Origin of the sequence: Rosistilla ulvae (genome assembly GCF_007741475.1) — a bacterium.
Lineage (GTDB): Bacteria > Planctomycetota > Planctomycetia > Pirellulales > Pirellulaceae > Rosistilla > Rosistilla ulvae.
The window spans coordinates 3,254,793-3,275,809 of sequence record NZ_CP036261.1 but is presented as its reverse complement, the minus strand read 5'-3'; the positions used below and the strand labels follow the sequence as shown (position 1 = coordinate 3,275,809).

Sequence of the window (21,017 nt, the reverse complement as noted above, 5' to 3'; positions counted from 1 at the left end):
TACGTTCAGGCAAGTCAGTCGGCACGCGAATGCACCCATGGTTCCTTGGCGAACCGGGCGCTGTCGCGTGCCGGCTGATACCTCGATTTGAAATGCGGACTGCCGCTGGCACCGATCGGCAAGCAGCCGGAATCCAACGCCGGCCAACTCTATTTAATTAAACAACTTCATTTGATACGTCGCTCATGTCGCTGCAAATTTCACTCAACGGACAATTGGTACCTAAAGAAGACGCCAAGATCAGCGTTTTCGACCACGGGTTGCTGTACGGCGACGGCGTGTTCGAGGGGATGCGGAGCTACGCCGGCAAGATCTTTAAGCTGGACGATCATCTCGATCGGCTGTGGGATTCCGCCCGAGCGATCTGTCTGGAGCTGCCGATCACACGCGAGCAACTGGCGGAAGACTGCAAAGCGACCTTGGCTGCCAACAACATCATCGACGGCTACATCCGTTTGATCGTCACCCGCGGTGCCGGTTCGCTGGGCCTCGATCCCAACCGCTGCACCAATCCGCAAGTGATCATCATCGCCGACAAGATCTCGCTGTATCCGAGCGAATATTACGAAAACGGTTTGCACTTGGTGACCGCGTCGACGATCCGCAACCATCCAGCGGCGCTCAGCCCGCGAGTCAAGTCGCTGAACTATCTGAATAACATCATCGCCAAGATGGAAGGTTTGCAGGCCGGATGCGTCGAAGCGCTGATGCTGAACCACAAAGGGGACGTCGCCGAATGCACCGGCGACAACGTTTTCATCGTCGACCGGGGAGTCCTCAAGACGCCATCGACCGATTCGGGAATCCTGGAAGGGATCACTCGCAACGCCGTCCTTGAAATCGCCGAGGACTTGGGGATTCCGACCCGCGAGATGACGCTCACGCGGCACGACCTGTTTGTCGCCGACGAATGCTTCCTGACCGGCAGCGCGGCCGAAGTTGTTCCAGTGGTCCAGTTGGACAATCGCCCGATTGGCGATGGCAAACCTGGGCCGATAACCAAACGCCTGCTCGAAGCGTTCCATAAATTGGTTCGCCAATAGGCGGCCGCGGTTCGGCTGAGACACGCATGTGGTTTGCCGCCGACGTGTTTCCATTTTCTTTAGCGGTTCAATCGGCCGCTTGTCGGATGCTGACATGTCCCTGGCGGCCCAGGACGATATGGTCCAGGACGCCGATCCCGATCGTATCGCCCGCCGATTCCAACCGCCGCGTGACGGCAAAGTCTTCGGGACTGGGAGTCGGATCGCCCGAGGGGTGATTGTGGACCAGGACGATCGATTGGGCCGCGTCTTTGATCGCAGCGCGAAAGACCTCGCGGGGATGGACCAAACTGGCATCCAGCGTTCCAACGGTGATGCAATGCGTATCGATCACTTGGTTCTTCGTATCGAGCGTCACGATATGAAACTCCTCGCGGCGCATGTCGCTGACCAACCGCGCGAAATGGCGTCGGCAGAAGGCAGCCGCTTCGGCGGAACTGCAGATCTTGGTCGTCGCCGGCGGCTCGGCTAGCGCTGCGATCCGGCGTCCCAATTCGACTCCCGCCATGATCTGGCAATAGGCGGTTTTATCGACGGCGGGGCTGATCGATTTCAATTCGCCGCGACCGGCGGTTGGCAAACGGTCGAGTTTCCCAGCAAAATCAATCGCCAGTCGCTCCCCGGCCATCATCGCCGATTCGCCCGGTCGACCGCTGCGGATCAGGATCGCCAGCAGTTCGGCGGTCCGCAAATTCGCGGCACCTTGAGCCAACAACCGCTCCCGCGGCCGATCCTGTTCGGGAGCCATCTTCACCTGGTTGCCAAACAGCTTTTCATCGAGCCATTTAGTCGCCGAGAATTCGCCGAGGTCGGTGTTCCAGCGATAGGTCGCTGGATCGTTCTCGCGCAAAAGCCAGCCCTGTCCTACCAGTTCGTTGACGACGCGGGTGACGAAGCCCCGATTTTCGGGGTCGCAGGCGCGGTGAACGACTTCGATCTGGAACTGGGGCTGGGCCGAGACCTGTCGGATCACTGGCAGATAGCGATGGTATCGCCGTGTCGTCGAATCGGCAGGTTGCTTTGCAGCGGTCATAACAATTGATTGTTACGGATCGACGGCGGCATGCAACCGTTTTCCATTCGCCCGGGGGGAACGCATCTCCCAGCGGCACCGATCTGCGCGGCGACTGGTGCTGGGGGTATGACGGTTTTGCGGAATATGCGCCTGTTAGGTTGTGTTTTGCGATCTGGCAAGGGATTCCAAACAAAACGGTTGTATATCGATCCAGATCCTGGCCGATCTGATCTTCGGGTGACCAAATCGGTCTGCATTCCAATCCTCCCGTGTTGGCGGGCAGCGAGATGCGGTCTCCCGCGACGGACTTAGGCAGCGAAAGGATTCGATTTCATCGCAGTTGGGCCCCGTTTCAACTGTGAAGCAACTTCCAAAAGGGAGAGATGGTATGGTCGCTGCATTACCGGAGTATCTGTTGGTATGCGAGACGCGTTTGGATGAAGAGGATCGCCATCATTGGCGGTTCAGTTTGGAAACGATTTTGGGACAGAGTGTCGTTGAAGCGAGTGATCATGAACCGTGTGATTTAAATCGGCTGGCGTTGTTGGCAGTCGTCCGGGGGCTTGAAGCATTGGATGGCCCCAGTTGCGTGACGATGATGTGCAGCAACCGCTATGTGATTCATGGGCTCCGCAACGGTCTGTCGGCCTGGCGCGAGACGCGCTTCAGCTGGGACCACTTTGGCCGCATGGTGACGATTCCCAACGCCGACCTCTGGCGGAGAATCGATCGCGCACTGGACATTCACCAGGTCAGCACATGTTGGTTGAGTGCCGCGTTCCTGTCGCAGGGACGCAATGCCGCACGCATGCCCGAATCGCGACCGGCGCCGTTGGATCGGATCCGCAAATGGCTGGCAGGCCAAGCGGTTGCCGACACGCCAACGTTTGCCGTCGCTTGATCCTTAACGCCGGATCGTAAACCATTGAAACTTGGAGTGCGGCGCTCGCACGCCGCACTCCGAGAGAGTCACGTCGAAAAAAGAAACCGAGAATTGTTGTATTTGCGTCGCCCCGCGGAAGAATGCCAGCATTCCTGCCGGTTGCACAGGAAAAAGCCTTAGGGCAATTATTCCGCGATTTAGGCGACGCAACCCTAACCCAACCCCTTGCATTATCGACGCGAATGCGTCGAATAGCATTGGACGCTTCTACCCCCTCTCCCGTTTAACGCGAGTACCCCTTCGATGCATACACAGGTCCCGCTCGATGGAATAGGACGCCTGGTCGCAGGACGCCACGAAAACCCAGCTGAACTGCTGGGTCCGCATCCGGTAGAATACCAAGGACGCAAAGCGATCGCCGTCCGCGCCTTCGTGCCCGACAGTTCCCAGGTCTGGTTGGTCGACCAGCCCGAAGACGCCCCACGCCCGATGCGTCGACTGCATCCGGCCGGCTTTTACGAAGCCATTTGCCCTCTCGACAACGAACAAGTTTCCTCGAACTACCGCTTGAAAGTCGCCCATAACTCGGGCGAAGTGACCATCATGTCTGATCCCTACGCCGTTGAACCGTTGTTGCAAGAACTGGACCGCTACCTGTTGGGCGAGGGCAGGCACTACGAACTGTACAAGCGTTTGGGAGCGCAGCTTCGGACCGTCGACGGAATCGATGGCGTCAACTTCAGCGTCTGGGCCCCGAACGCCAAAACGGTTCAGGTCGTCGGCGACTTCAACAACTGGGATGGCGTGCTACATGCGATGAAGGTCCATCCCAACTTGGGCGTATGGGAATTGTTTATTCCCGACGTGAAGCCAGGGGACATCTATAAGTACCGCATCTTGCAGCAGGATGGCCAATGGAACGACAAGAGCGATCCGCTGGGCTTCGCCGCCGAATTGCCACCGCGGACCGCTTCGGTCGTGACGGAATTGGACACGCACACATGGCAGGACAATGCCTGGATGGAGTCCCGCCGGGAATCGAATCAGCTGGAAAAGCCATTCAATATTTATGAAGTTCATCTGGGCAGCTGGCAGCAGGGGGGAGACCAGGAGCACGGCTGGTTGAACTACCGCGACCTAGCCCATCGGTTGGTCGATTACTGCAAAGAGATGAACTTCACCCACCTGGAACTGATGCCGATCAGCGAGCATCCGTTCACCGGCAGCTGGGGATATCAGACGGTCGGCTACTTCGCCGCCACCAGCCGCTATGGAACGCCCGAAGATTTCATGTACTTCGTCGATCACTGCCACCAAAACGGTATCGGCGTGATTTTGGATTGGGTTCCCGCTCACTATCCCAAAGACGGCCACGGGCTGGCTCACTTCGATGGATCGGCGCTTTACGAGCACGCCGACCCGCGACAGGGGGAACATCCCGACTGGGGAACCAACATCTTCAATTACGGACGCAACGAAGTCCGCAATTTCTTGATCTCCAACGCCCTCTTCTGGCTCGACAAATATCACATCGACGGCCTACGCGTCGACGCGGTCGCATCGATGTTGTACTTGGATTACAGCCGTGAAGCTGGCGAATGGATCCCCAACGAGCACGGCGGGCGCGAGAACCTCGCCGCGATCGATTTCCTGCGGGAATTTAATGTCGTCGTCCACGAGAAATTCCCCGGCGCGGTCACGATCGCCGAAGAGTCGACAGCTTGGGGGGGCGTTTCGCGGCCGACTTACGACGGCGGACTAGGCTTTACGTTCAAGTGGAACATGGGGTGGATGAACGACACCTTGGATTATTTCCACAACGATCCGATCCACCGCAGCCATCATCACGACGAACTGACGTTCAGCCTGATCTATGCGTTCACCGAAAACTTCACGCTACCGTTGTCGCACGACGAAGTGGTGCATGGCAAAGGGGCGTTGTTGTCACAGATGCCAGGCGATCTGTGGCAAAAGTTCGCCAACCTGCGACTGCTGTATTCGTACATGTGGACCCACCCCGGCAAGAAATTGCTGTTCATGGGGGGCGAGTTCGGCCAATGGAACGAATGGAATGAAGACGGCCCGATCCAGTGGGAGCTGCTCGATTTCGACACCCATCGCGGGATTCAAAACCTGGTCCGCGACCTGAACAAGTTGGTCGTCGAGAACCCCGCACTGCATCACGACGACTTCACCGCCGCCGGCTTCGAATGGGTCGACTGCATGAACGCCACCGACAGCGTGTTGGCTTACGTCCGCAAAGCGGATGGTTTTGGCCCCGCCCTGATGGTCTGTGCCAACTTCACCCCCGTCGTCCGCAAGGACCACCATGTCGGCGTCACGCAGAGCGGTCGTTGGACCGAGATCTTCAACTCCGACGCGGCGATCTACGGCGGCAGCGGTATCGTTAATCCCGGCATGACACAATCGCTGGGGATCCCTCATCACGGCCGCGACGATTCGATCAAGATCGATCTGCCGCCACTGGGGATCGTGGTACTGAAGCACGAAGCGTAAGCTGCCCGCTAGAGAGAGAGGGACGACAGGCGATCGCGCCGGTCCCTTCACGGGATCGCCCGGATGAATCCATGTTCCGGTGCGATCCGCGCGATCTCGATCAGTTCGCTGGCACGATGCGGACTTCGTACAGCTTGGGCCAGTTCTTTCCGGTCACGAACAATCGTTTGGCATCGCGATCGTAAGCGATGCCGTTGAGCACATGTTCGCGAGAGGGGCGTTGATTTGCGGGCCACAATGCGTGCAGATCGATCCAGCCCAAAACGCGGCCATCTTGTGGCGAGATCCGAGCGATCGAATCGTTGTACCACACGTTGGCAAAGATCTCCCCTTCGACGAACTCCAATTCATTCAGGTCGTCGATCCGCCGACGGCCATCGTGAACGGTGATCTGCCGCAACTCTTTAAAGGTATCGGGGTCGAGGAACCGCAGCCGCGGCGACCCATCGCTCATGATCAGATGCGTCCCGTCGTGGGTCAGCCCCCAACCTTCGCCAGCGTAGCGCAACGTCTTGCGATGTTGAAAGGTTTCGCGATCGAAAACAAACGCACGGCGTTTCTTCCACGTCAGCTGGATGATCGAATCCTTCCAAACCGTAATCCCCTCGCCAAACAGATCGCGGTTCAGCGAGATACTTTGCAGTACGTTGCCGGTGGCGAGATCGACCCGCCGCAGCGAACTGGTCCCATACTGGCCCGTCCCCTCGTACATTCGCCCGTCGGCAACAGCCAGCCCCTGCGTGAACGCTCCCGCGTCGTGAGGATAGACGTTGACCACCTGGAAACTGGCGATCGGCGTTGTCGTCGTCTGATTCGCCGACAACAACATCGCTACGCATCCAAGCGCGCTCAGGCCAACCCCAGCTGTCAGCAGCCAGCGGTAGACCGACCAACCGGCTGAGGGCAGGGGGCGTTTGCTTTCATTTGAGGCAGTCATTTCAGTCACGGGCAATGGTTCCTTTCTTCTGTCGTTCTATTACATCTGGTAATCGAAGAAAAGTGAAGTCGGGTCCTCCACAGGGCAAATCACTTTTTCAAACCGAAGCGACTCAGCAAATGGCAACCCGACGCGTCAGCGAGGAATTTACAGGGCGCCTCGTTTACGCGTCGGTTTTCCAACAGTGCCTCAAATCAAACCGTGATTTGCCCCGGGGGGAGACCCACGCACGGCAAATCTCCGCCGCCCCCCCCCGAACCGCCCAAACCTCGCGGTATGCCAAGGGTCGCGACCGAGGCCCCCACAGGCCGAACGAGTCCCCCCCGCAAACGTCCTCCGGAAAACCCTGCATTTCCCTTAGCGAAAACGCCTATTCGGCCTGTTGATTTAATCGCACGCGAACTTCTTGAATCAACAGGCCGCTAATGCGGTGTCGAACTGTCTCGACAACCTGGATTTCCCACGCTTCCTCGACTAGAATCGACTACCTTGTCTAACGGGTGGTACGGAACACCACCTCAACTGCTGACTGCAAAACGGAAGGGGAAAAGGACAGCGGTTTCACGCGGCCCTGGGCCCGCGTGGATTGCACCTTCATCATGGCCAAGCCTTTGCAATTTGACGAAGTCTTTTCGAAAGCGCGCGCCGGCGAGACCGAAGCGTTGGGGGGCCTGTTGGAAACCTACCGCAGCTATCTGCGCGTCTTGGCCGCTTCGCAAATCAGCCACCGCCTGGGGCAACGTGTCAGCGCGTCGGATATCGTTCAGGATACGATGCTCGCCGCCCACCGCGATTTTGGCGATTTTCGTGGACAATCGCCGGAGCAGTTTTCGGCGTGGCTGCGGGTGATTCTATCTCGGAATCTCTTTCGCGCGATCGAACGCCACATGAAAGCCGACAAACGGGATGTCCGCCGCGAGGTCTCGCTGGATCAAGTCGCTGGATCGGTCGATTCGAGCGCCGCCGGACTGGCCAATCTGCTCGCATCGGACCAATCGACCGCCAGTCGAATCGTCAGCCGCGGCGAGGAGACGCGACGGTTGGTCGATCTGTTGGTTGAATTACCCGAGCATTATCAACAGGTGATCATGCTGCGCAACTTCCAGAGTCTGCGGTTCGAAGAGGTCGCTCAGGAGATGGGGCGAACGGCAACGGCCACGCGTCTGCTTTGGTTGCGAGCCCTCAAGAAGCTTCGCGAGCTCTACGAATCGGAGGCCCCCGCTCAATGAACGGCCCCGACAACTCGACAGCTTGCCTGGATGGACTCTCCCCCGCCGACCAGGATCAATTGGTCGAATTACTCGATCAATACCTGATCGCAAGCGAAGAGGGACGCCAACCCGATATCGAATCGATCGTTGCGCAACATCCTCATCTGGAGACACCGCTTCGCCAGTATCTGGCGGGCTTGAATCTGATCCAACAGGCCAACAACACTCAGATTCAGCAATCGTTTTCCGAAACCCAGCGGGCCAGCCAGCTGGTCGATTACGAATTGGGGCCGGAGATCGGCCGCGGGGCGATGGGGATCGTTTACGCCGCCACCGACAAACGAACCGGCCGCGCGGTGGCGTTAAAGATCCTCGCCTTTGGTTCGTCGTTGGACGCCGGCCTGATCGAACGCTTTGCTCGCGAAGCCCGCGCGGCTCAATCGCTTTCCCATCCAAACATCGTTCCCGTTTACGACATCGGTTGCGACGACGCGGTTCATTATTATTCGATGCAGCGGATCGAAGGCGATTCGTTGGATCAACATATCGCCGCCGCCCGCTCGCGTCGCCGCGACGCTGCCGATTCGGCCAGCGGTTCGCTGCTGTCGGGGGACGATCGCTTTCGTCAGATCGCGCTCCGTTGTGCGGAGATCGCCGACGCTCTTTACCAAGCGCATCGCAACGGGATCATCCACCGCGACATCAAACCATCCAACGTGCTTCGCGACCGCGACGGCAAACTCTGGCTCACCGATTTTGGCCTGGTCCGGATCCATCAAGAACAAAGCCTGACCAAGACGGGCGATCTGATCGGAACGTATCGCTACATGAGTCCCGAGCAAGCCCGAGGGCGAGTCGATCTGATCGGTCCGCATACCGATGTCTACGGCTTGGGGGCCACGCTGTATGAGATGTTGGCCCTTCGGCCATTGTTTCGGGGCGACGATAGCGCCCGCTTGTTGCGGCGGATCGACCAGAACACGCCACAACCACCACGTCACTGGGACCCGCGAATCCCGCGCGACCTGGAAACGATCGTACTCAAAGCGATCCGCGCCGATCACACGCAGCGTTACGCGTCGGCCAAAGAACTGGCCGACGACCTGACTCGATTCGCTGAAGGGAACCGCATCCTCGCCCGCCGCGAAAGCGTGGCGATCCGGTTCGCGCGGCGATTCCGCCGACACGCGCGCTCATTCGCCGCGATCGCAGCGGGTCTGATCCTGATGCTGGCTGCCGGGTTTGGGCTGAATCATCTCCTGACGATCGACCGCGCACCAACCGCCGCTGCCGTTGATCCGACGATGCGTCAAAAAATTGCGGAACTGCAACTGACCGAACTTCAGCAAGCCGAAGGGACCGCCGCAATGGTCGACGCAAAATATCGTCAACTGATCGAATCGCTGGACGCACCCGAGGAGCGAACGGATCAACGGCGATTGCGATGTCGCGCTGAAAACCAATGGGCGACGGTTTGCATCGCCCGCGGCGACTTAGAAACCGCCGACGACTTGATGCGACAAGCCGTTGCGTCGGCCGAACGCTTGCCCGAAATGGCGATCAACCGTCCGGTGAAGGGACTGACCCTGGTGAACCTAGCTCGCTTGCGAGCCGCCCAAAACGATCTGCCAGCCGCGCGAGGGGCGTTCGCCCAAGCGAGTGACGTATTGGGGCCCGAAACCGATTCGATGACGTCCAGTCGATTGATCGTCGCGTTGAACGATTTGTGCATGGAGCTTAAGGGGCGTGGGGCGACCGACGCCGCGATCGAGGTGGCTGGCGAGTTGAACCGGTTGTGCAACATCGACAACAAGCGAGACGATCGGTCGTTGAACCAGCTGCGTCAGGCGTCGATTGCGAGAAACAATTTGGGAGCGCTGTTGTTTGAAACCAACGACTTCGCTGGCAGCGCGATCGCCTACGACGAATCGATCGCATTGTTCGAACAGATGCTCGAATCCTTCCCTTGGAACAACGACCTGCGACGGGAATACGCCGTGGCGTTGAACAACTTGGGACGAGCCCAAGCTGCCAACGACGAAGTCGAAGCGGCGGAGGAAACGTTTCTGCAGGCGATCGCGATCATCGATCCGCTGTATCAAGCGGACGACGACGACGCCGAACTAGCGTACCAGGCGGGTGGAATCTGGAATAATCTAAGTGTTTTACAACGTCGGACCGGCGATATAGCAGCCTCCCAAACCGCTTTGAATAACGCCAGACAACGGGCTCAACGCGCTGTCGCTTTGCAACCCCAGGCGTTGCAATATCGCAATGCATTGAGCAGAATTGAACAGAACCAGAACGCGGAACCGCGAGTGGACCACGAGCTATGAAAAAGCCAGCGACAACCAAACGACGACCCTTCCGCATCGAATCGCTTGAAACGCGATCGATGTTGGCTAGCGATGGGCTTTCGTTGGACGCCGGCTTGATCGACCACCCAGCGCGTTCGTTGGGAACCGTCGATGTACGCATCGCCGATTCCGTGATGACCTACGAGGTCTTTGCCGCACGTGGATTCCGCAGCGTCCCGCCATCGGACGCCCGTCCCGATTGGCACGGTAATCCCCAGGATGCGGGGCCGCGCGATAACGTTGCCGGTCCTCAGTTTACGTTTGTCGCGCTCCCGGAATTGCGAGCGCGGTTGCTGCAGGAGACTCAATCGTCCCCCAACTCGCCAGTAAAATTGCAGTTCGATTGGCATGATTCGCTGTGGAGCGGTTCGATGTCGATCGATTCGCCCGGATCCAAACCGCTGCCCGTTCACGTCGATCCGGCGCCTGGATCCAGCGACGTCACGCCCGATGATTCGATGCCCGATCTGTCTGCCGGCTCCGACGGCGATTCGTCTTCGGGAAGCGACGAAGGGGGACTTCATCTCGGCAGCGAACCTTCCACCGCGACGGCACCGCAAACGATCGACGAAGCGTCCAACAGCGAAACGCTTGCCAGCATCGATCAAGCGCTGCTGGAACTGGCGGATGACAACGTCGACGAAGTGGTCGATGCCGACGCGAGTCTCATCGGACGCGAGGCGGCGACGGGCGAAACCGCCACGTGGTCGGAGAGCATTCGCCAGCGTGCTGCGACGAGCTCGACAGGCCAGCGAAGTTTTGCCGATGATTTGCGGCAGATCGATGCCGCACTGTTAGCCGATCTATCGGGAGACCTCGACAGCCAGTTTAACGAACTGCAAACGCGACGATCCTGGAATGCTGGCAGCGATCGATACGGCGACGCATTGGATCGCTGGATCGTCCAAAACTCGGATCTCGCCCAACAGCTCACCCGCGCGGTACAAAATGAGATGATCGATCTGACCGCCGATACATCGAGCGACCTGGTCGGGATGTCTCTCTCCTACGGCGGCTTGAAGATGACTCAGTTGTTTGTCGAAGCCGACGGCAGCGGACCCGCCGATGCGGAGGCCGAATCGCCGAGTCAAATCGGGTTGGTCTTCGAATCGATGGCAACACACACTCGCCTAGCCTCTGCGGTAGGTGTGATCGCTGTCGCCTCCTGTCTGGCACTTCGTCGCCGAACAGAACAACCGCTGGGCGCGCTTCCCAAACCGTAATCAACGGCCGACACTCTGGCTGCGGCCGACGACCGGGCGACAGCCCTCTTTCTTGGGACAACCGAATCGATGGATGGAGCGACAAGTTTTTTTGTCTACGGGACGCTCAAACGCGGTGAGTGTCGCGAGCGGATGTGGCCTCACGCGCCGGTGGAGATCCAACCCGCTTTTGCGTGGGGCTTTCTGTACGATCTTGGTCCCTATCCGGCGATGACTCCAGGAGACGACTGGATCGCCGGAGAGATCTGGACGATCGCATCGCCTCACGTCGCAGAGACCCTGGTGGTGCTGGACGAGATCGAAGGCTACGACGTCGCCAGCGACAACAATCTCTACGATCGTGTACAGATCGATTGGCATCGCGCCCCGGGCGATTCATCCGCTGGCGGGACGGCACTGACGTATCACTACGCTCGGACCGATCGATTGCTGGCCGGTCAAAGGATTATCGGCACGCAGGGCGAACCGGCTCACTGGCCCTCGGCCGGCTGAACCGAATAGGTTTTGGCCAACCGAGCGATCACGTCGGTGACCGCGGTGCGGAACGATTCGGGGCCGATCACCTCCGCTTCCGCCCCCAGCGACAACAACTTCGGCATCAACTCCCGTGGATGGGCGGAAGAAACCGTTAGGATCGCGCCACCATCGGGCTGCATATCCAATTGCTGTTCGGTGTGCCAAGGATCCTCGCGAACCCAAGCCGCCCCAAACGAAGACAACCGAATTTGAACGCTCTCGGTCGCTTCGCCGGAGAAGATTCCAAAACTTCGGTTGAGATGTGTTTGGATGTCGACATCGGGATCGGGCTTGAACCATTCGTCCAGCGCCGTCGCTTTGGTGAACCGATCCAATTTCCAGTGCCGCATTCGCTCTTTGGGATCTTCCACCTCTTCGGCCGCCGCGATCACGTAGATGCTGGATTGATAGATCGCCAATCCATACGGTTCGATCCGCCGCGTCGAAGCGGCGCGACCGGGAGATTGGTAATCGATTTCAACGATCCGATGCTCGACGATCGCGCGATTGATCGTCCGCAAAATCCCAGCGTGCTTTTCGTAGGTCTTCGTCGGCACGCCGTAGACGCACAGCGTTTCGCGGAATTTGGAATAGTGGTCGTAGACGCCGTTGGGAACTTCTTCTTCCAACTTGTTCCAGAACGATTCGACCCCCTGCCAATACTGTGTCCCAGCCAATGGGTTCAACAGATCGCGGCCGATTGAAAGAGCGATCAATTCCGTCGCGGTCGCACTGATCTTATGAATCCCGCGATCGACACGCCCCAGTTTCCAGACCTTGCCACGTTGGTTGGTTTCGACATCCAAATCGTAACCGGCCGACTGCAACGCTTCGATATCGCGGCGAACGGTCCGTTCGTGCAGCTTGGACAATCCGAGGTCGGTGATCAGATCGTCGCGGATCTCGTCCAACGTGCGGCCGTAGCGCGCGTCTTCCAACAGTTGCAAGATCTTATGTTGCCGAATCAGTTGCTCGTTTCTCGCCATCCATGAACCCGTGGGGCAATCGGATCAATCTCTGCCGACACAGCCCGCCTGCGTCGCAGCGATCCATCCTAACGCCTCCGCCGCTCAGGGAAAGGAGAGGTTTTAATGCTGGCATCCTTCCCCCCGTGGTCGCTCGACGCCGTCGAGCGATCTCCACAACCGCATCGACTAATACGGATGGGGTTGCTGCAAGAAGTCCCCGACGGTGCTGACGGGACGCGGCTTTTCAGCTGGCTTGGTCAGCTTGCTAAAAAAGCTCTCCGACTTCTTTTTCTTTGGCTGGTCGTCAAACGGATTCAGAAAGTCGGTCGTCTTGTTCCAAGCCGACCGCGTGCTGGTACCGACGCTGCTCCAAAACCCAGGCTCCTTCGATTTGGGAACCGGCTTGCGTTGCGAGACGGTCGGAAATTTCATCGTCGGCATTTTGGGAGCGGACCAATTCATCGGGTTCAGCTTGCTGAACATCGATGGGCTCTCCGCTTCGATCTTTGGCGGCTGAGCCAAGACGGGCTTCGAGCCGCAGGTCAAAGGGACGAGGAGAGCTAGCGTCAGGAAAATGGGGAGCATTCGAGGGACCATGATGACCTCCTTCTCGGTTAGTAGTTGGTTATTGTTTCTTCAGTTTTGCTTGCGGTCACGTGGGCTGGGGGCGCATTCAAGCGAATCGCAACCCAGTCGTCTTTGGTCAAAAAACCGCGTGCTTTCGACAGAATGTCCATCGATTCAGATCCGAATCGGTTCGTCAGATGACTTGTTACCCGTGGCATTTGGTTGCCGCGGACCAGCGCAACGCGGTCGCCCGGTTGCTGCAGGTGGTCGGAGAGTCGGGTGAGCCAGCGTCCATCATCGTCGATCCCGACTGCGGGCAACGCGCCGTCGGCGTAGAACACCCAACTGGGTTCGATGTTTCCAGCGACGATGATCTCCGACCGCTGGCGATCGGCCAGTTGTTGCGTCAACAGATCCAGTTCGGTGCGGTGATTGTCGGCCAGACGAGGGCCCAGGGTAAACAGCAGCCCGGTCGCCAATACGCCCCCGATAACAAACGATCGGATCCCGAGGTCGGCATGCTTCTCCACAACCAGGGCAGCGCCGATGCAGCTGGCTACCGCCAGGACGATCCCGGCGATGCCAACGATCGACGCGTCGGGCAGGAGCTCGGTCGCGGGACCGGCCAAGCCGATGGCGATTCCGATCCCTACGGCGATACCGCAAAAGAAGCCCGCTTTGAGCCACCGCGGCCAATCGAATTGCGATTCCGCCACGCGATACAGGAACCAACCGATGCAGAGTGCCACGCCGGGATAACAGGGTGTGATGTAGCTGGGTAACTTGGTTGCCGCAATCGAAAAGAAGCCGACATAGACAGCCACCCAACAAACCGAAAGGACGATCGCAGGTCGCACCTCGGGCTGTTTTTTGTAGCTGTCATAAGCAGCGATGCCGATCGGGATCGCAAACATCGACCAGGGAAACGTTCCGACCAATAGCGTGCCCAAGTAGAACAAGATCGGCGGACCGTCGTGTCCTTCCATCGGGCTGAGGGCGCGGCTGACATTGTGTTCCAGGAAAAACTCCCGCAACCAGACTCCGTCGGTCTCCCGCCCCACGGCGACGTACCACGGCCCGGCCACCAACAGCACGACGGCCAAAGCGAGCAACGGATGCATCTTCCAAGCCGTTGAAATCGCAGCGACGACAAACCGTCCGGCGGCGAGGATCCCAGCGACCAGCCGAGCGAAAATCCCGCGACCGATTGCTGTCGATCCGCTATCCGAATCGGACAGGCATCCTTGCGATTCAATATTTTTCGAGTGATTCAATTGCCAGATTGCATGCAGCCCGATCACACATCCGGGCAACAGCAACCCGATCGGCCCTTTGGCAAGGACCGCCAGACCGCAAGCGGCATAGACGGCAATCCAGCCCAAAATGTTGGGCCAATGATATTCGAGGCGAGTGGAGGATTCGGTCTCCACGATTCGATGCGACAGTTGGACGTAGATCGCAATCGCCAGCGTCGAGCAGAAGATCAGCGGTCCATCGGGAGTTGCAGCTCGCGAAGCGAGCACAAACATCAACGATGTCCCTAGCGAGATCCCGACCCAAGGCGCGACGCGATGCCCCAGCAAACGCGTCGCGATCGAAATGGTCAGCAGGACGGTCCCCAAACCGCACAGCGCCGATGGCAGCCGAGCGGAAAATTCGTTGACTCCGAACACTTGGTAGCTGACCATCTGCATCCAATACAGCAGCGGCGGTTTATGCGTCCGCAGCTCGCCGGCAAACGTCGGCACGATCCAATCGCCATTCTCCAGCATTTCGGCAGCGCAGCGGGCGTTGCGAGGTTCATCGCGATCCCACAAACGAGCGCCCCCCAAATCGGCTAGCAGCACGATGGAACAGAGACAGGTGACGATGATCCAAGAACGCAAGGGAACGAACTCCGGTAGGTTTGACTGGCAATACAACGCCATAGCGATACTCAATTTCCGCCCTGCGAATAAAGAGCAGATTCCTCGATTGGATGCTGTCAACGCCTCCGCGCCACGTTAGCATAAGCAATACTCCAGGCGGAAAATTTCGGACGTTATATCGGCAGCGAATCCCTGTTTTGAATTGAGGCACCATCCGGCACGCGCTTGCGTCCGGCAAACTCGCCTCAACACAAACACAGGATCGCCCTGACACTTTTTCGATCGCATCGCCCCACCTCGAAAGCCCTCCCATGCCTTCAACCTACCTTCATGCTTGCATTGCCCTGGCCCTCTACTTCGCCGCCCACATCCTGCCGCTGCCGCTAGCTTCCCCGATTCAGACCGCTTCAGCCGACGAACGGCAGCCGAACTTCATCATCATCTACTGCGACAACCTCGGTTACGGCGATATCGAACCGTTTGGATCGACTCTGCATCGCACGCCGAATTTGAATCGAATGGCACGCCAGGGGCGTAAATTTACGCACTTCTGTGTGACGGCTGGCGTCTGCACGCCGTCGCGAAGCAGCATCATGACAGGCTGCTATTCGCAGCGAGTCGGGCTGCACAAAAACCCACGCGACGGCTGGGTCCTGCGCCCCGTCTCGCGTTATGGACTGAATCCCGAGGAACTGACGATCGCCGAAGTCCTCAAACAGCAGGGCTACGCAACGGCGATGGTTGGCAAATGGCACCTGGGGGACCAACCGCAATTCATGCCCACCCAGCAAGGCTTTGACTGGTTCTTCGGCGTCCCCTATTCCGACGATATGACCGAACGGGTCTGGGACCAGGACGGATCGCACTGGCCGCCGTTGCCGTTGATGGAAAACGACACCGTGATCGAAGCTCCTTGCGATCGCGATGGTTTGACCAAACGCTACACCGAGCAGGCGATGCAGTGGATCGCCCAACACAAAGACGAACCCTTTTTTCTCTATTTTCCACAGGCGATGCCGGGCAGCACGAGCACACCGTTCAGCAGCGACACGTTTCGGGGCAAAAGCAAAAATGGCCCCTGGGGCGATTCGATCGAAGAACTCGATTGGTCGATGGGACAGATGCTCGATCAGCTGGAAGATCTGGGGATCGCCGAAAACACATTGGTCGTCTGGACCAGCGACAACGGGGCACCGATCAATCGCGATCCGGCCGATCTGAGTCGCGGTTCGAATCGGCCGCTGCATGGTCGCGGCTACACGACCAGCGAAGGAGCGTTCCGCGTGCCGACGATCGTTTGGCAGCCCGGCAAGGTCCCTGCGGGAACGGTCTGCGAGGAACTGGCGACGACGATGGACCTGCTGCCGACGTTTGCAAAGCTAGCGGGCGGATCCCCGCCAACCGATCGCAAGATCGACGGCCACGACATCGCACCATTGCTGTACGGCCAATCGGGAGCGAAGACACCTTACAACGCCTTCTACTATTACCACCAAGACCAACTGCACGCGGTCCGCAGCGGAGCGTGGAAGTTGTTTTTGCCGGAGGCGAAAGTTGCAGGACACCCTCACTTCAGCAGCAAAGTGCCTCCACAACCGTTGCTATTTAACGTCGATACCGACATCGGCTGCAAGAAAAATGTTGCCGCTGAACATCCCGAGATCGTTGCGCGATTGAGTCGCTTGGCCGACGAAGCGCGAGCCGACCTGGGAGACTTGGGCGTCGCCGGAGCGGGGCAGCGGCAACGGGGTGAACTGCCCAAGGGAGTCGAACCAGTCGCCCAACGGCTGAAATAACACGACCATCGTCCATAGGCACCGGGTTCCGCATCCCCAGGAATACGGACCCCGGTGACGTCGCGACGGTTCCGACACCCAAGTGCGCACGTTCCGCGATTGCACTTGGACTTTGGAATCTGCCGCCACGGGCGTTGTCGGGCCGAGATGGCCGATCAACCGACGTGCCGCAGCGCTTCGATCGGATTCATTTTGGCCGCTCGCAGCGCGGGATAGAGGCCGAAGGTGACGCCGACGGCGACCGAGATTCCAAACGCGATCGGGATCGACCAGGGAATGATCACCGGCTGCATCGTGAGGACGACTTCGGGCAGCGAGTCCATCATCTCGGGCATCGCTTTTTGAAGAGTCCAGCGGAACAGGTCGAGCACTTTTTCGCAGGTCAGTCCGCCCAAGATGCCGGTGATTCCGCCGCCGACGGACAGCAGGACCGTCTCGATCAAGAACTGCCGGGTGATGTCGCGTCGCCGCGCGCCCAGGGCCCGACGAATTCCGATCTCGCGGGTCCGTTCGGTCACCGTGGCCAGCATGATGTTCATGATGCCGATGCCGCCGACGACCAACGAGATTCCGGCCAACAGGCCCATCATCGCCATGAACATCAGCCGCGTGTTCTGAGCCTGTTCGAGCAGCTTTAGCGGGACACCGACGGTGAAATCGGCAAACAGATGCGTACGATCGAGTGCTTGTTCGATCGCATGTCCGGTGGCAACGGCATCGCGTTGATCCTTCAACCGCAGCGTGATCTGCGACAGCGCTCGGCTGCCGTTGTTGCCGCGTGAGGTGACTTCACCAAACCGGATCCAATACGTTTCCAGAGGAATATAGACGTTGTCGAAGAACTGTTGCTTCTTACTGGTATTATCGACGCTGTCGAGATCCTCGCGCGACGCGGCAACGCCAACGACGCGGAAGTAGTCGTCGATGACGTGGATCGATTTCCCGATCGGGTCTTCGTGTTTGAACAGCGTGTCGGCGACTTCTTTTGCCAATACGCAAACGTTTGCGCCGGTCTCGATATCGCGGTCGATCAGAAATCGTCCGGCAACCAATTCCAGCCGATACAGATCTTTGTAGTCGGGAGTGCAGGCGTTGATCTCCCCCATCATCATGCGGTCGAGATAGCGGAACTCGCGCCCCGAGCGACGGTAGAACGGAATCGCCAGATCGACCGACGGGATGGAGGTCTCCAGATGGTGCCAGTCCTGTTCGGTGAGTCCGTAATAATAGACCCGTTTGCCCTGCAATTCATCGGCCGGCGGACGCGCCGTGGTCAAGATGATGTTGTTCGCCCCCAGTTCTTCGATCTGTTGGTTCGCTTTCGCCGCGATCCCTTCGCTGATCGCCAGCAACCAGATCACGCTGGCGACACCGATGAAGATCCCCAACACCGTCAGCATCGAACGCAGCGGATGCATCAACAGCGTCTTCAGGCCAACGCGGACATCGCGCATCCGCATCCGCAATTGCGACGGGCGAGTGCGATGCAGCGGCGCGTCGACGACGTCGGTCGCTTCGGCAGGCGGGGCGGGATTGCGAAGTCGTTGATCGAGTTCGACGACGCCATCGCGCAGCCGAACAATCCGACGAGCCCGTTGAGCGACCTCTTCCTCGTGGGTGACCATCACGATCGTGGCCCCCTGTTGATTCAACTCCTCGAACAACTCGAGAATCTCCTCGGTCGTCGCGGTGTCCAGGTTACCGGTCGCTTCGTCGGCAAGGATGAATTCGGGATGATTGATCAGACTGCGCGCGATGCCAGCCCGTTGCTGCTGGCCGCCGGAGAGTTCGGTCGGGCGATGCTCGCAGCGCTCGCCAAGTCCCACCAGGTCGGCCAGCGCTTGACTGCGCTGTCGATCCGACGCGCTGATCCCACCGCTGTAGGCTAACGGGACCTCGATGTTCTCCAACACATCCAACTGAGGCAGCAGGTTGTAGGCTTGAAAGACAAACCCAATCCGCTTGGCTCGAATCGCCGATAATTCATCGTCGCTCAGTTTCGCAACGTCGCAATCGCCGATCAGATATTGGCCGGAGGTGGGCGTATCGAGGCCGCCGAGAAGATTTAGGAGCGTGCTTTTTCCCGATCCCGAGGGGCCCATGATGGCCACATAATCCCCGCGAGGAACTTCCAGTTGAACGCCTTTGAGGACATGCACCGTCTCGCTGCTTAAGTGATAATCCTTGCAGAGGCCGCGGATACTCAGCGCGATCTGCGGCGGATCGACTGAACCTTCAACAGGTCCAGGATCGGATTGTGCGAGCAGCATGACAACTCTTCGGTAGGCGGGGCATTTAGGTCGCTTCTTGCGTTGGCAGGTCCATCTGCTCCATCACCTGTTCGGTTCGCACGTTCAGCACGACCTCTTCCTCAGCGGACAACCCCGATTCGATGACCAGGTTGGTTTCGTTGGTTGTCCCGATGAACACTTCGCGCGTCTCCAACGTTCCGTCTTCGTGTGGCAAAGCACAGAAGTATTGCCCTTCGCGTTCGATCACCGCTTCGATCGGGATCTGCAACGCTTGATCGATCCGTTGAACCAGGATGTTGACTTCAGCAGTCATCCCAGGACGAAGATCTCTGGGCGGGTCGGTGATCTCGATCTCGACGACGTATTCTTTGACGTGCGACATGTAGACGCTGATCGCGGGGAGCGGATATTCACTGACCGTCGTCACCTTGCCGGTCAAGGCGAGGTCGGGCATCGCGTCGAGCATCAATTCAGCGGTCAGGCCAGGGCGAACGTGACCGATCCGCGATTCGTGGACCAACGTTTTCACTCGCATCTTGCCGGGATCGGGCAGATTGATGATCGTCTGGCGTTCGCGAACCGGCATCCCCTCTTCGATCATGATCTTGTTCGCACTGCGGCTCTGATTGTTCGCGTAGACAACCTGTCCGGCGACGGGAGCCATGATGCGGCACTTCTCGATCTGATCTTGGATCTCTTCCAACTGGACCTTATCGAGTTCCCAGGTCTTGGTCCGCGATTGCAAACGCGATTCGGCGGTCCGAATCTCGGCTCGCAACTGGGTTAGCATCTTCTCTTTGGTGAAGGTGTTCAAAACCGCGAGCTTCGTTTCGGCAACTCCCAATTCGTTGCGAGCCTTTTCGACGGCAAACGTATCGGCTTCCAATTGAGCTTCGGGAATGTAGCCTCGCTCGGCCAAACGCTTGCTGTAATCGAGGTACTCTTCGGCGCGGCGTTTGTTCTCTTGAGCGACAAAAACTTCGCTCTGCTGTTGAGCCAACTTTTCTTTAAATGTCCCCTCTTCGTATTCGCTCAATTCCAGCTTGGTCGAATCGACTTTCGCCTGAGCTTCGATCACCGCCGATTCGCTGTTGCTGCAGACGATCTGTTGTTGAATCAGTTGCGTTTGCAACGCGGAATCGTCCAGGCGAACCAAAAACTCCCCCGCTTCGACCCATGTCCCCTCGGGAACGATCTCGATGATGTTGGTGCCGGCGGAGCCCGAACGGCGATTGACTTCGCAGCGGACCTCGATGTTGCTGGAACTTTCGACTTCACCACGTTCGAGAACCGTGTGCACAAACGGTTCCATCGTCGCTGTCGTTGTCAAATAGACCGGCTTGGGAGCTTCGACAAAAAAGCCTTTGACCGAATCGACCATGCTGCCGAAAAACTGGCCGACGACACCGCAGACCAGGAACATGCCCAGTACCGCTGCAAAAAGCGTGGTGCTTGCCGAACCACGACGCTGGCGTTTGCTGTTTTGCGTTTGCATCGGAGGGTCCGCCTGCCGCAAGCAGGCGTCTCGAAGGTATAGGTGGGAGGGGGGGGGGCTTCTTTTGGGAGCGTGGTACGCGATCCCGGCGGGACTTCGTCTAGAAGTTGGCCTTATTGTAGCACGTTCCGCGAATCCTGTCATGGCGATTAAACATGTGACGATTGCTAATTCTCGCCCCCTGAAATCGGACACAACGGCCTACCAAGGGCCCAAACAAAGTCATTCTCTCCGCAAACGCTACAACACAAAGCATTGCTAGGCAACGCGAATTCCAAAGCAAAAGCACGAATCAAAAATCGCGTAGCCATATCCACTGGAATCGTCGCAATCCGACCCTACAACGTGGTCCCTCGACTCCGTCGAGGG

The 21,017-nt window shown here is 58.5% G+C and carries 15 protein-coding genes; 8 read left to right on the top strand and 7 right to left on the bottom strand.

Annotation, left to right across the window (positions count from 1 at the left end; genetic code table 11):
- Nucleotides 1–185: 185 nt before the first annotated feature.
- Entirely contained in the window at nt 186–1,043 is an 858-nt protein-coding gene (ilvE, locus tag EC9_RS11645; protein WP_145345347.1) for a branched-chain-amino-acid transaminase, read from the top strand.
- 67 nt (nt 1,044–1,110) lie between these two features.
- On the opposite strand, the gene radC is transcribed toward ilvE, so the two are convergent.
- Entirely contained in the window at nt 1,111–2,076 is a 966-nt protein-coding gene (gene radC, locus EC9_RS11640) for a RadC family protein (RefSeq protein WP_246106083.1), read from the bottom strand.
- 370 nt (nt 2,077–2,446) lie between these two features.
- Here radC and EC9_RS11635 point away from each other — a divergent pair, with 370 nt between their 5' ends.
- Both EC9_RS11635 and glgB read left to right on the top strand, forming a co-directional pair.
- On the top strand, nt 2,447–2,959 hold the full coding sequence (locus EC9_RS11635) for a ribonuclease H family protein (RefSeq protein ID WP_145345345.1): 513 nt from the start codon (nt 2,447–2,449) through the stop codon (nt 2,957–2,959).
- A gap of 285 nt (nt 2,960–3,244) precedes the next feature.
- The gene (glgB, locus tag EC9_RS11630) at nt 3,245–5,458 is read left to right on the top strand and encodes a 1,4-alpha-glucan branching protein GlgB (protein WP_145345343.1); all 2,214 of its coding nucleotides are present in this window, start codon (nt 3,245–3,247) and stop codon (nt 5,456–5,458) included.
- A gap of 100 nt (nt 5,459–5,558) precedes the next feature.
- Here glgB and EC9_RS11625 read toward each other — a convergent pair whose 3' ends face one another.
- Complete coding sequence (locus EC9_RS11625; protein ID WP_218934743.1) at nt 5,559–6,395, bottom strand: glutaminyl-peptide cyclotransferase; 837 nt, start codon at nt 6,393–6,395, stop codon at nt 5,559–5,561.
- Between the two features lie 599 nt (nt 6,396–6,994).
- Between EC9_RS11625 and EC9_RS11620 the strand changes: the two genes are divergently transcribed.
- The 4 genes from EC9_RS11620 (at nt 6,995) to EC9_RS11605 (ending at nt 11,678) form a co-directional block, all read left to right on the top strand.
- Nucleotides 6,995–7,624, top strand: a complete 630-nt coding sequence (locus EC9_RS11620) for a sigma-70 family RNA polymerase sigma factor (RefSeq protein ID WP_145345341.1) — start codon at nt 6,995–6,997, stop codon at nt 7,622–7,624.
- Nucleotides 7,621–9,942, top strand: a complete 2,322-nt coding sequence (locus tag EC9_RS11615) for a serine/threonine-protein kinase (protein ID WP_145345339.1) — start codon at nt 7,621–7,623, stop codon at nt 9,940–9,942. Before EC9_RS11620 ends, EC9_RS11615 begins: the two co-directional genes overlap by 4 nt.
- Nucleotides 9,939–11,186: a hypothetical protein gene (locus EC9_RS11610; RefSeq protein ID WP_145345337.1), complete on the top strand. Its 1,248-nt coding sequence runs from the start codon at nt 9,939–9,941 to the stop codon at nt 11,184–11,186. Before EC9_RS11615 ends, EC9_RS11610 begins: the two co-directional genes overlap by 4 nt.
- Nucleotides 11,187–11,255: 69 nt before the next feature.
- Nucleotides 11,256–11,678 (top strand): gamma-glutamylcyclotransferase family protein, encoded by a 423-nt coding sequence (locus EC9_RS11605; RefSeq protein WP_145345335.1) that lies wholly within the window; start codon nt 11,256–11,258, stop codon nt 11,676–11,678.
- On the opposite strand, the gene EC9_RS11600 is transcribed toward EC9_RS11605, so the two are convergent.
- The 3 genes from EC9_RS11600 to EC9_RS11590 form a co-directional block, all read right to left on the bottom strand.
- Entirely contained in the window at nt 11,657–12,688 is a 1,032-nt protein-coding gene (locus EC9_RS11600; protein ID WP_145345333.1) for a helix-turn-helix transcriptional regulator, read from the bottom strand. The genes EC9_RS11605 and EC9_RS11600 overlap by 22 nt on opposite strands.
- A gap of 168 nt (nt 12,689–12,856) precedes the next feature.
- Nucleotides 12,857–13,267, bottom strand: a complete 411-nt coding sequence (locus EC9_RS11595; protein ID WP_145345331.1) for a hypothetical protein — start codon at nt 13,265–13,267, stop codon at nt 12,857–12,859.
- Between the two features lie 17 nt (nt 13,268–13,284).
- The gene (locus EC9_RS11590; protein WP_218934742.1) at nt 13,285–15,123 is read right to left on the bottom strand and encodes an ArnT family glycosyltransferase; all 1,839 of its coding nucleotides are present in this window, start codon (nt 15,121–15,123) and stop codon (nt 13,285–13,287) included.
- A 293-nt stretch (nt 15,124–15,416) separates the two neighbouring features.
- Here EC9_RS11590 and EC9_RS11585 point away from each other — a divergent pair, with 293 nt between their 5' ends.
- Entirely contained in the window at nt 15,417–16,901 is a 1,485-nt protein-coding gene (locus tag EC9_RS11585) for a sulfatase family protein (RefSeq protein ID WP_145345327.1), read from the top strand.
- Between the two features lie 155 nt (nt 16,902–17,056).
- Here EC9_RS11585 and EC9_RS27250 read toward each other — a convergent pair whose 3' ends face one another.
- Nucleotides 17,057–19,171, bottom strand: a complete 2,115-nt coding sequence (locus EC9_RS27250) for an ABC transporter permease (protein WP_145345325.1) — start codon at nt 19,169–19,171, stop codon at nt 17,057–17,059.
- Nucleotides 19,172–19,196: 25 nt separating this feature from the next.
- Nucleotides 19,197–20,648: an efflux RND transporter periplasmic adaptor subunit gene (locus tag EC9_RS11575; protein WP_218934741.1), complete on the bottom strand. Its 1,452-nt coding sequence runs from the start codon at nt 20,646–20,648 to the stop codon at nt 19,197–19,199.
- Between the last annotated feature and the right edge of the window lie 369 nt (nt 20,649–21,017).

Excerpts from the sequence above, each read along its gene's own strand:
- EC9_RS11595 (WP_145345331.1), bottom strand. The coding sequence starts at position 13,267 with ATGGTCCCTCGAATGCTCCCCATTTTCCTGACGCTAGCTCTCCTCGTC.
- glgB (WP_145345343.1), top strand. The coding sequence starts at position 3,245 with ATGCATACACAGGTCCCGCTCGATGGAATAGGACGCCTGGTCGCAGGA.
- ilvE (WP_145345347.1), top strand. The coding sequence starts at position 186 with ATGTCGCTGCAAATTTCACTCAACGGACAATTGGTACCTAAAGAAGAC.
- EC9_RS11625 (WP_218934743.1), bottom strand. The coding sequence starts at position 6,395 with ATGACTGCCTCAAATGAAAGCAAACGCCCCCTGCCCTCAGCCGGTTGG.
- EC9_RS11615 (WP_145345339.1), top strand. The coding sequence starts at position 7,621 with ATGAACGGCCCCGACAACTCGACAGCTTGCCTGGATGGACTCTCCCCC.
- EC9_RS11605 (WP_145345335.1), top strand. The coding sequence starts at position 11,256 with ATGGATGGAGCGACAAGTTTTTTTGTCTACGGGACGCTCAAACGCGGT.
- radC (WP_246106083.1), bottom strand. The coding sequence starts at position 2,076 with ATGACCGCTGCAAAGCAACCTGCCGATTCGACGACACGGCGATACCAT.
- EC9_RS11575 (WP_218934741.1), bottom strand. The coding sequence starts at position 20,648 with ATGCAAACGCAAAACAGCAAACGCCAGCGTCGTGGTTCGGCAAGCACC.
- EC9_RS27250 (WP_145345325.1), bottom strand. The coding sequence starts at position 19,171 with ATGCTGCTCGCACAATCCGATCCTGGACCTGTTGAAGGTTCAGTCGAT.
- EC9_RS11620 (WP_145345341.1), top strand. The coding sequence starts at position 6,995 with ATGGCCAAGCCTTTGCAATTTGACGAAGTCTTTTCGAAAGCGCGCGCC.
- EC9_RS11635 (WP_145345345.1), top strand. The coding sequence starts at position 2,447 with ATGGTCGCTGCATTACCGGAGTATCTGTTGGTATGCGAGACGCGTTTG.
- EC9_RS11600 (WP_145345333.1), bottom strand. The coding sequence starts at position 12,688 with ATGGCGAGAAACGAGCAACTGATTCGGCAACATAAGATCTTGCAACTG.
- EC9_RS11585 (WP_145345327.1), top strand. The coding sequence starts at position 15,417 with ATGCCTTCAACCTACCTTCATGCTTGCATTGCCCTGGCCCTCTACTTC.
- EC9_RS11610 (WP_145345337.1), top strand. The coding sequence starts at position 9,939 with ATGAAAAAGCCAGCGACAACCAAACGACGACCCTTCCGCATCGAATCG.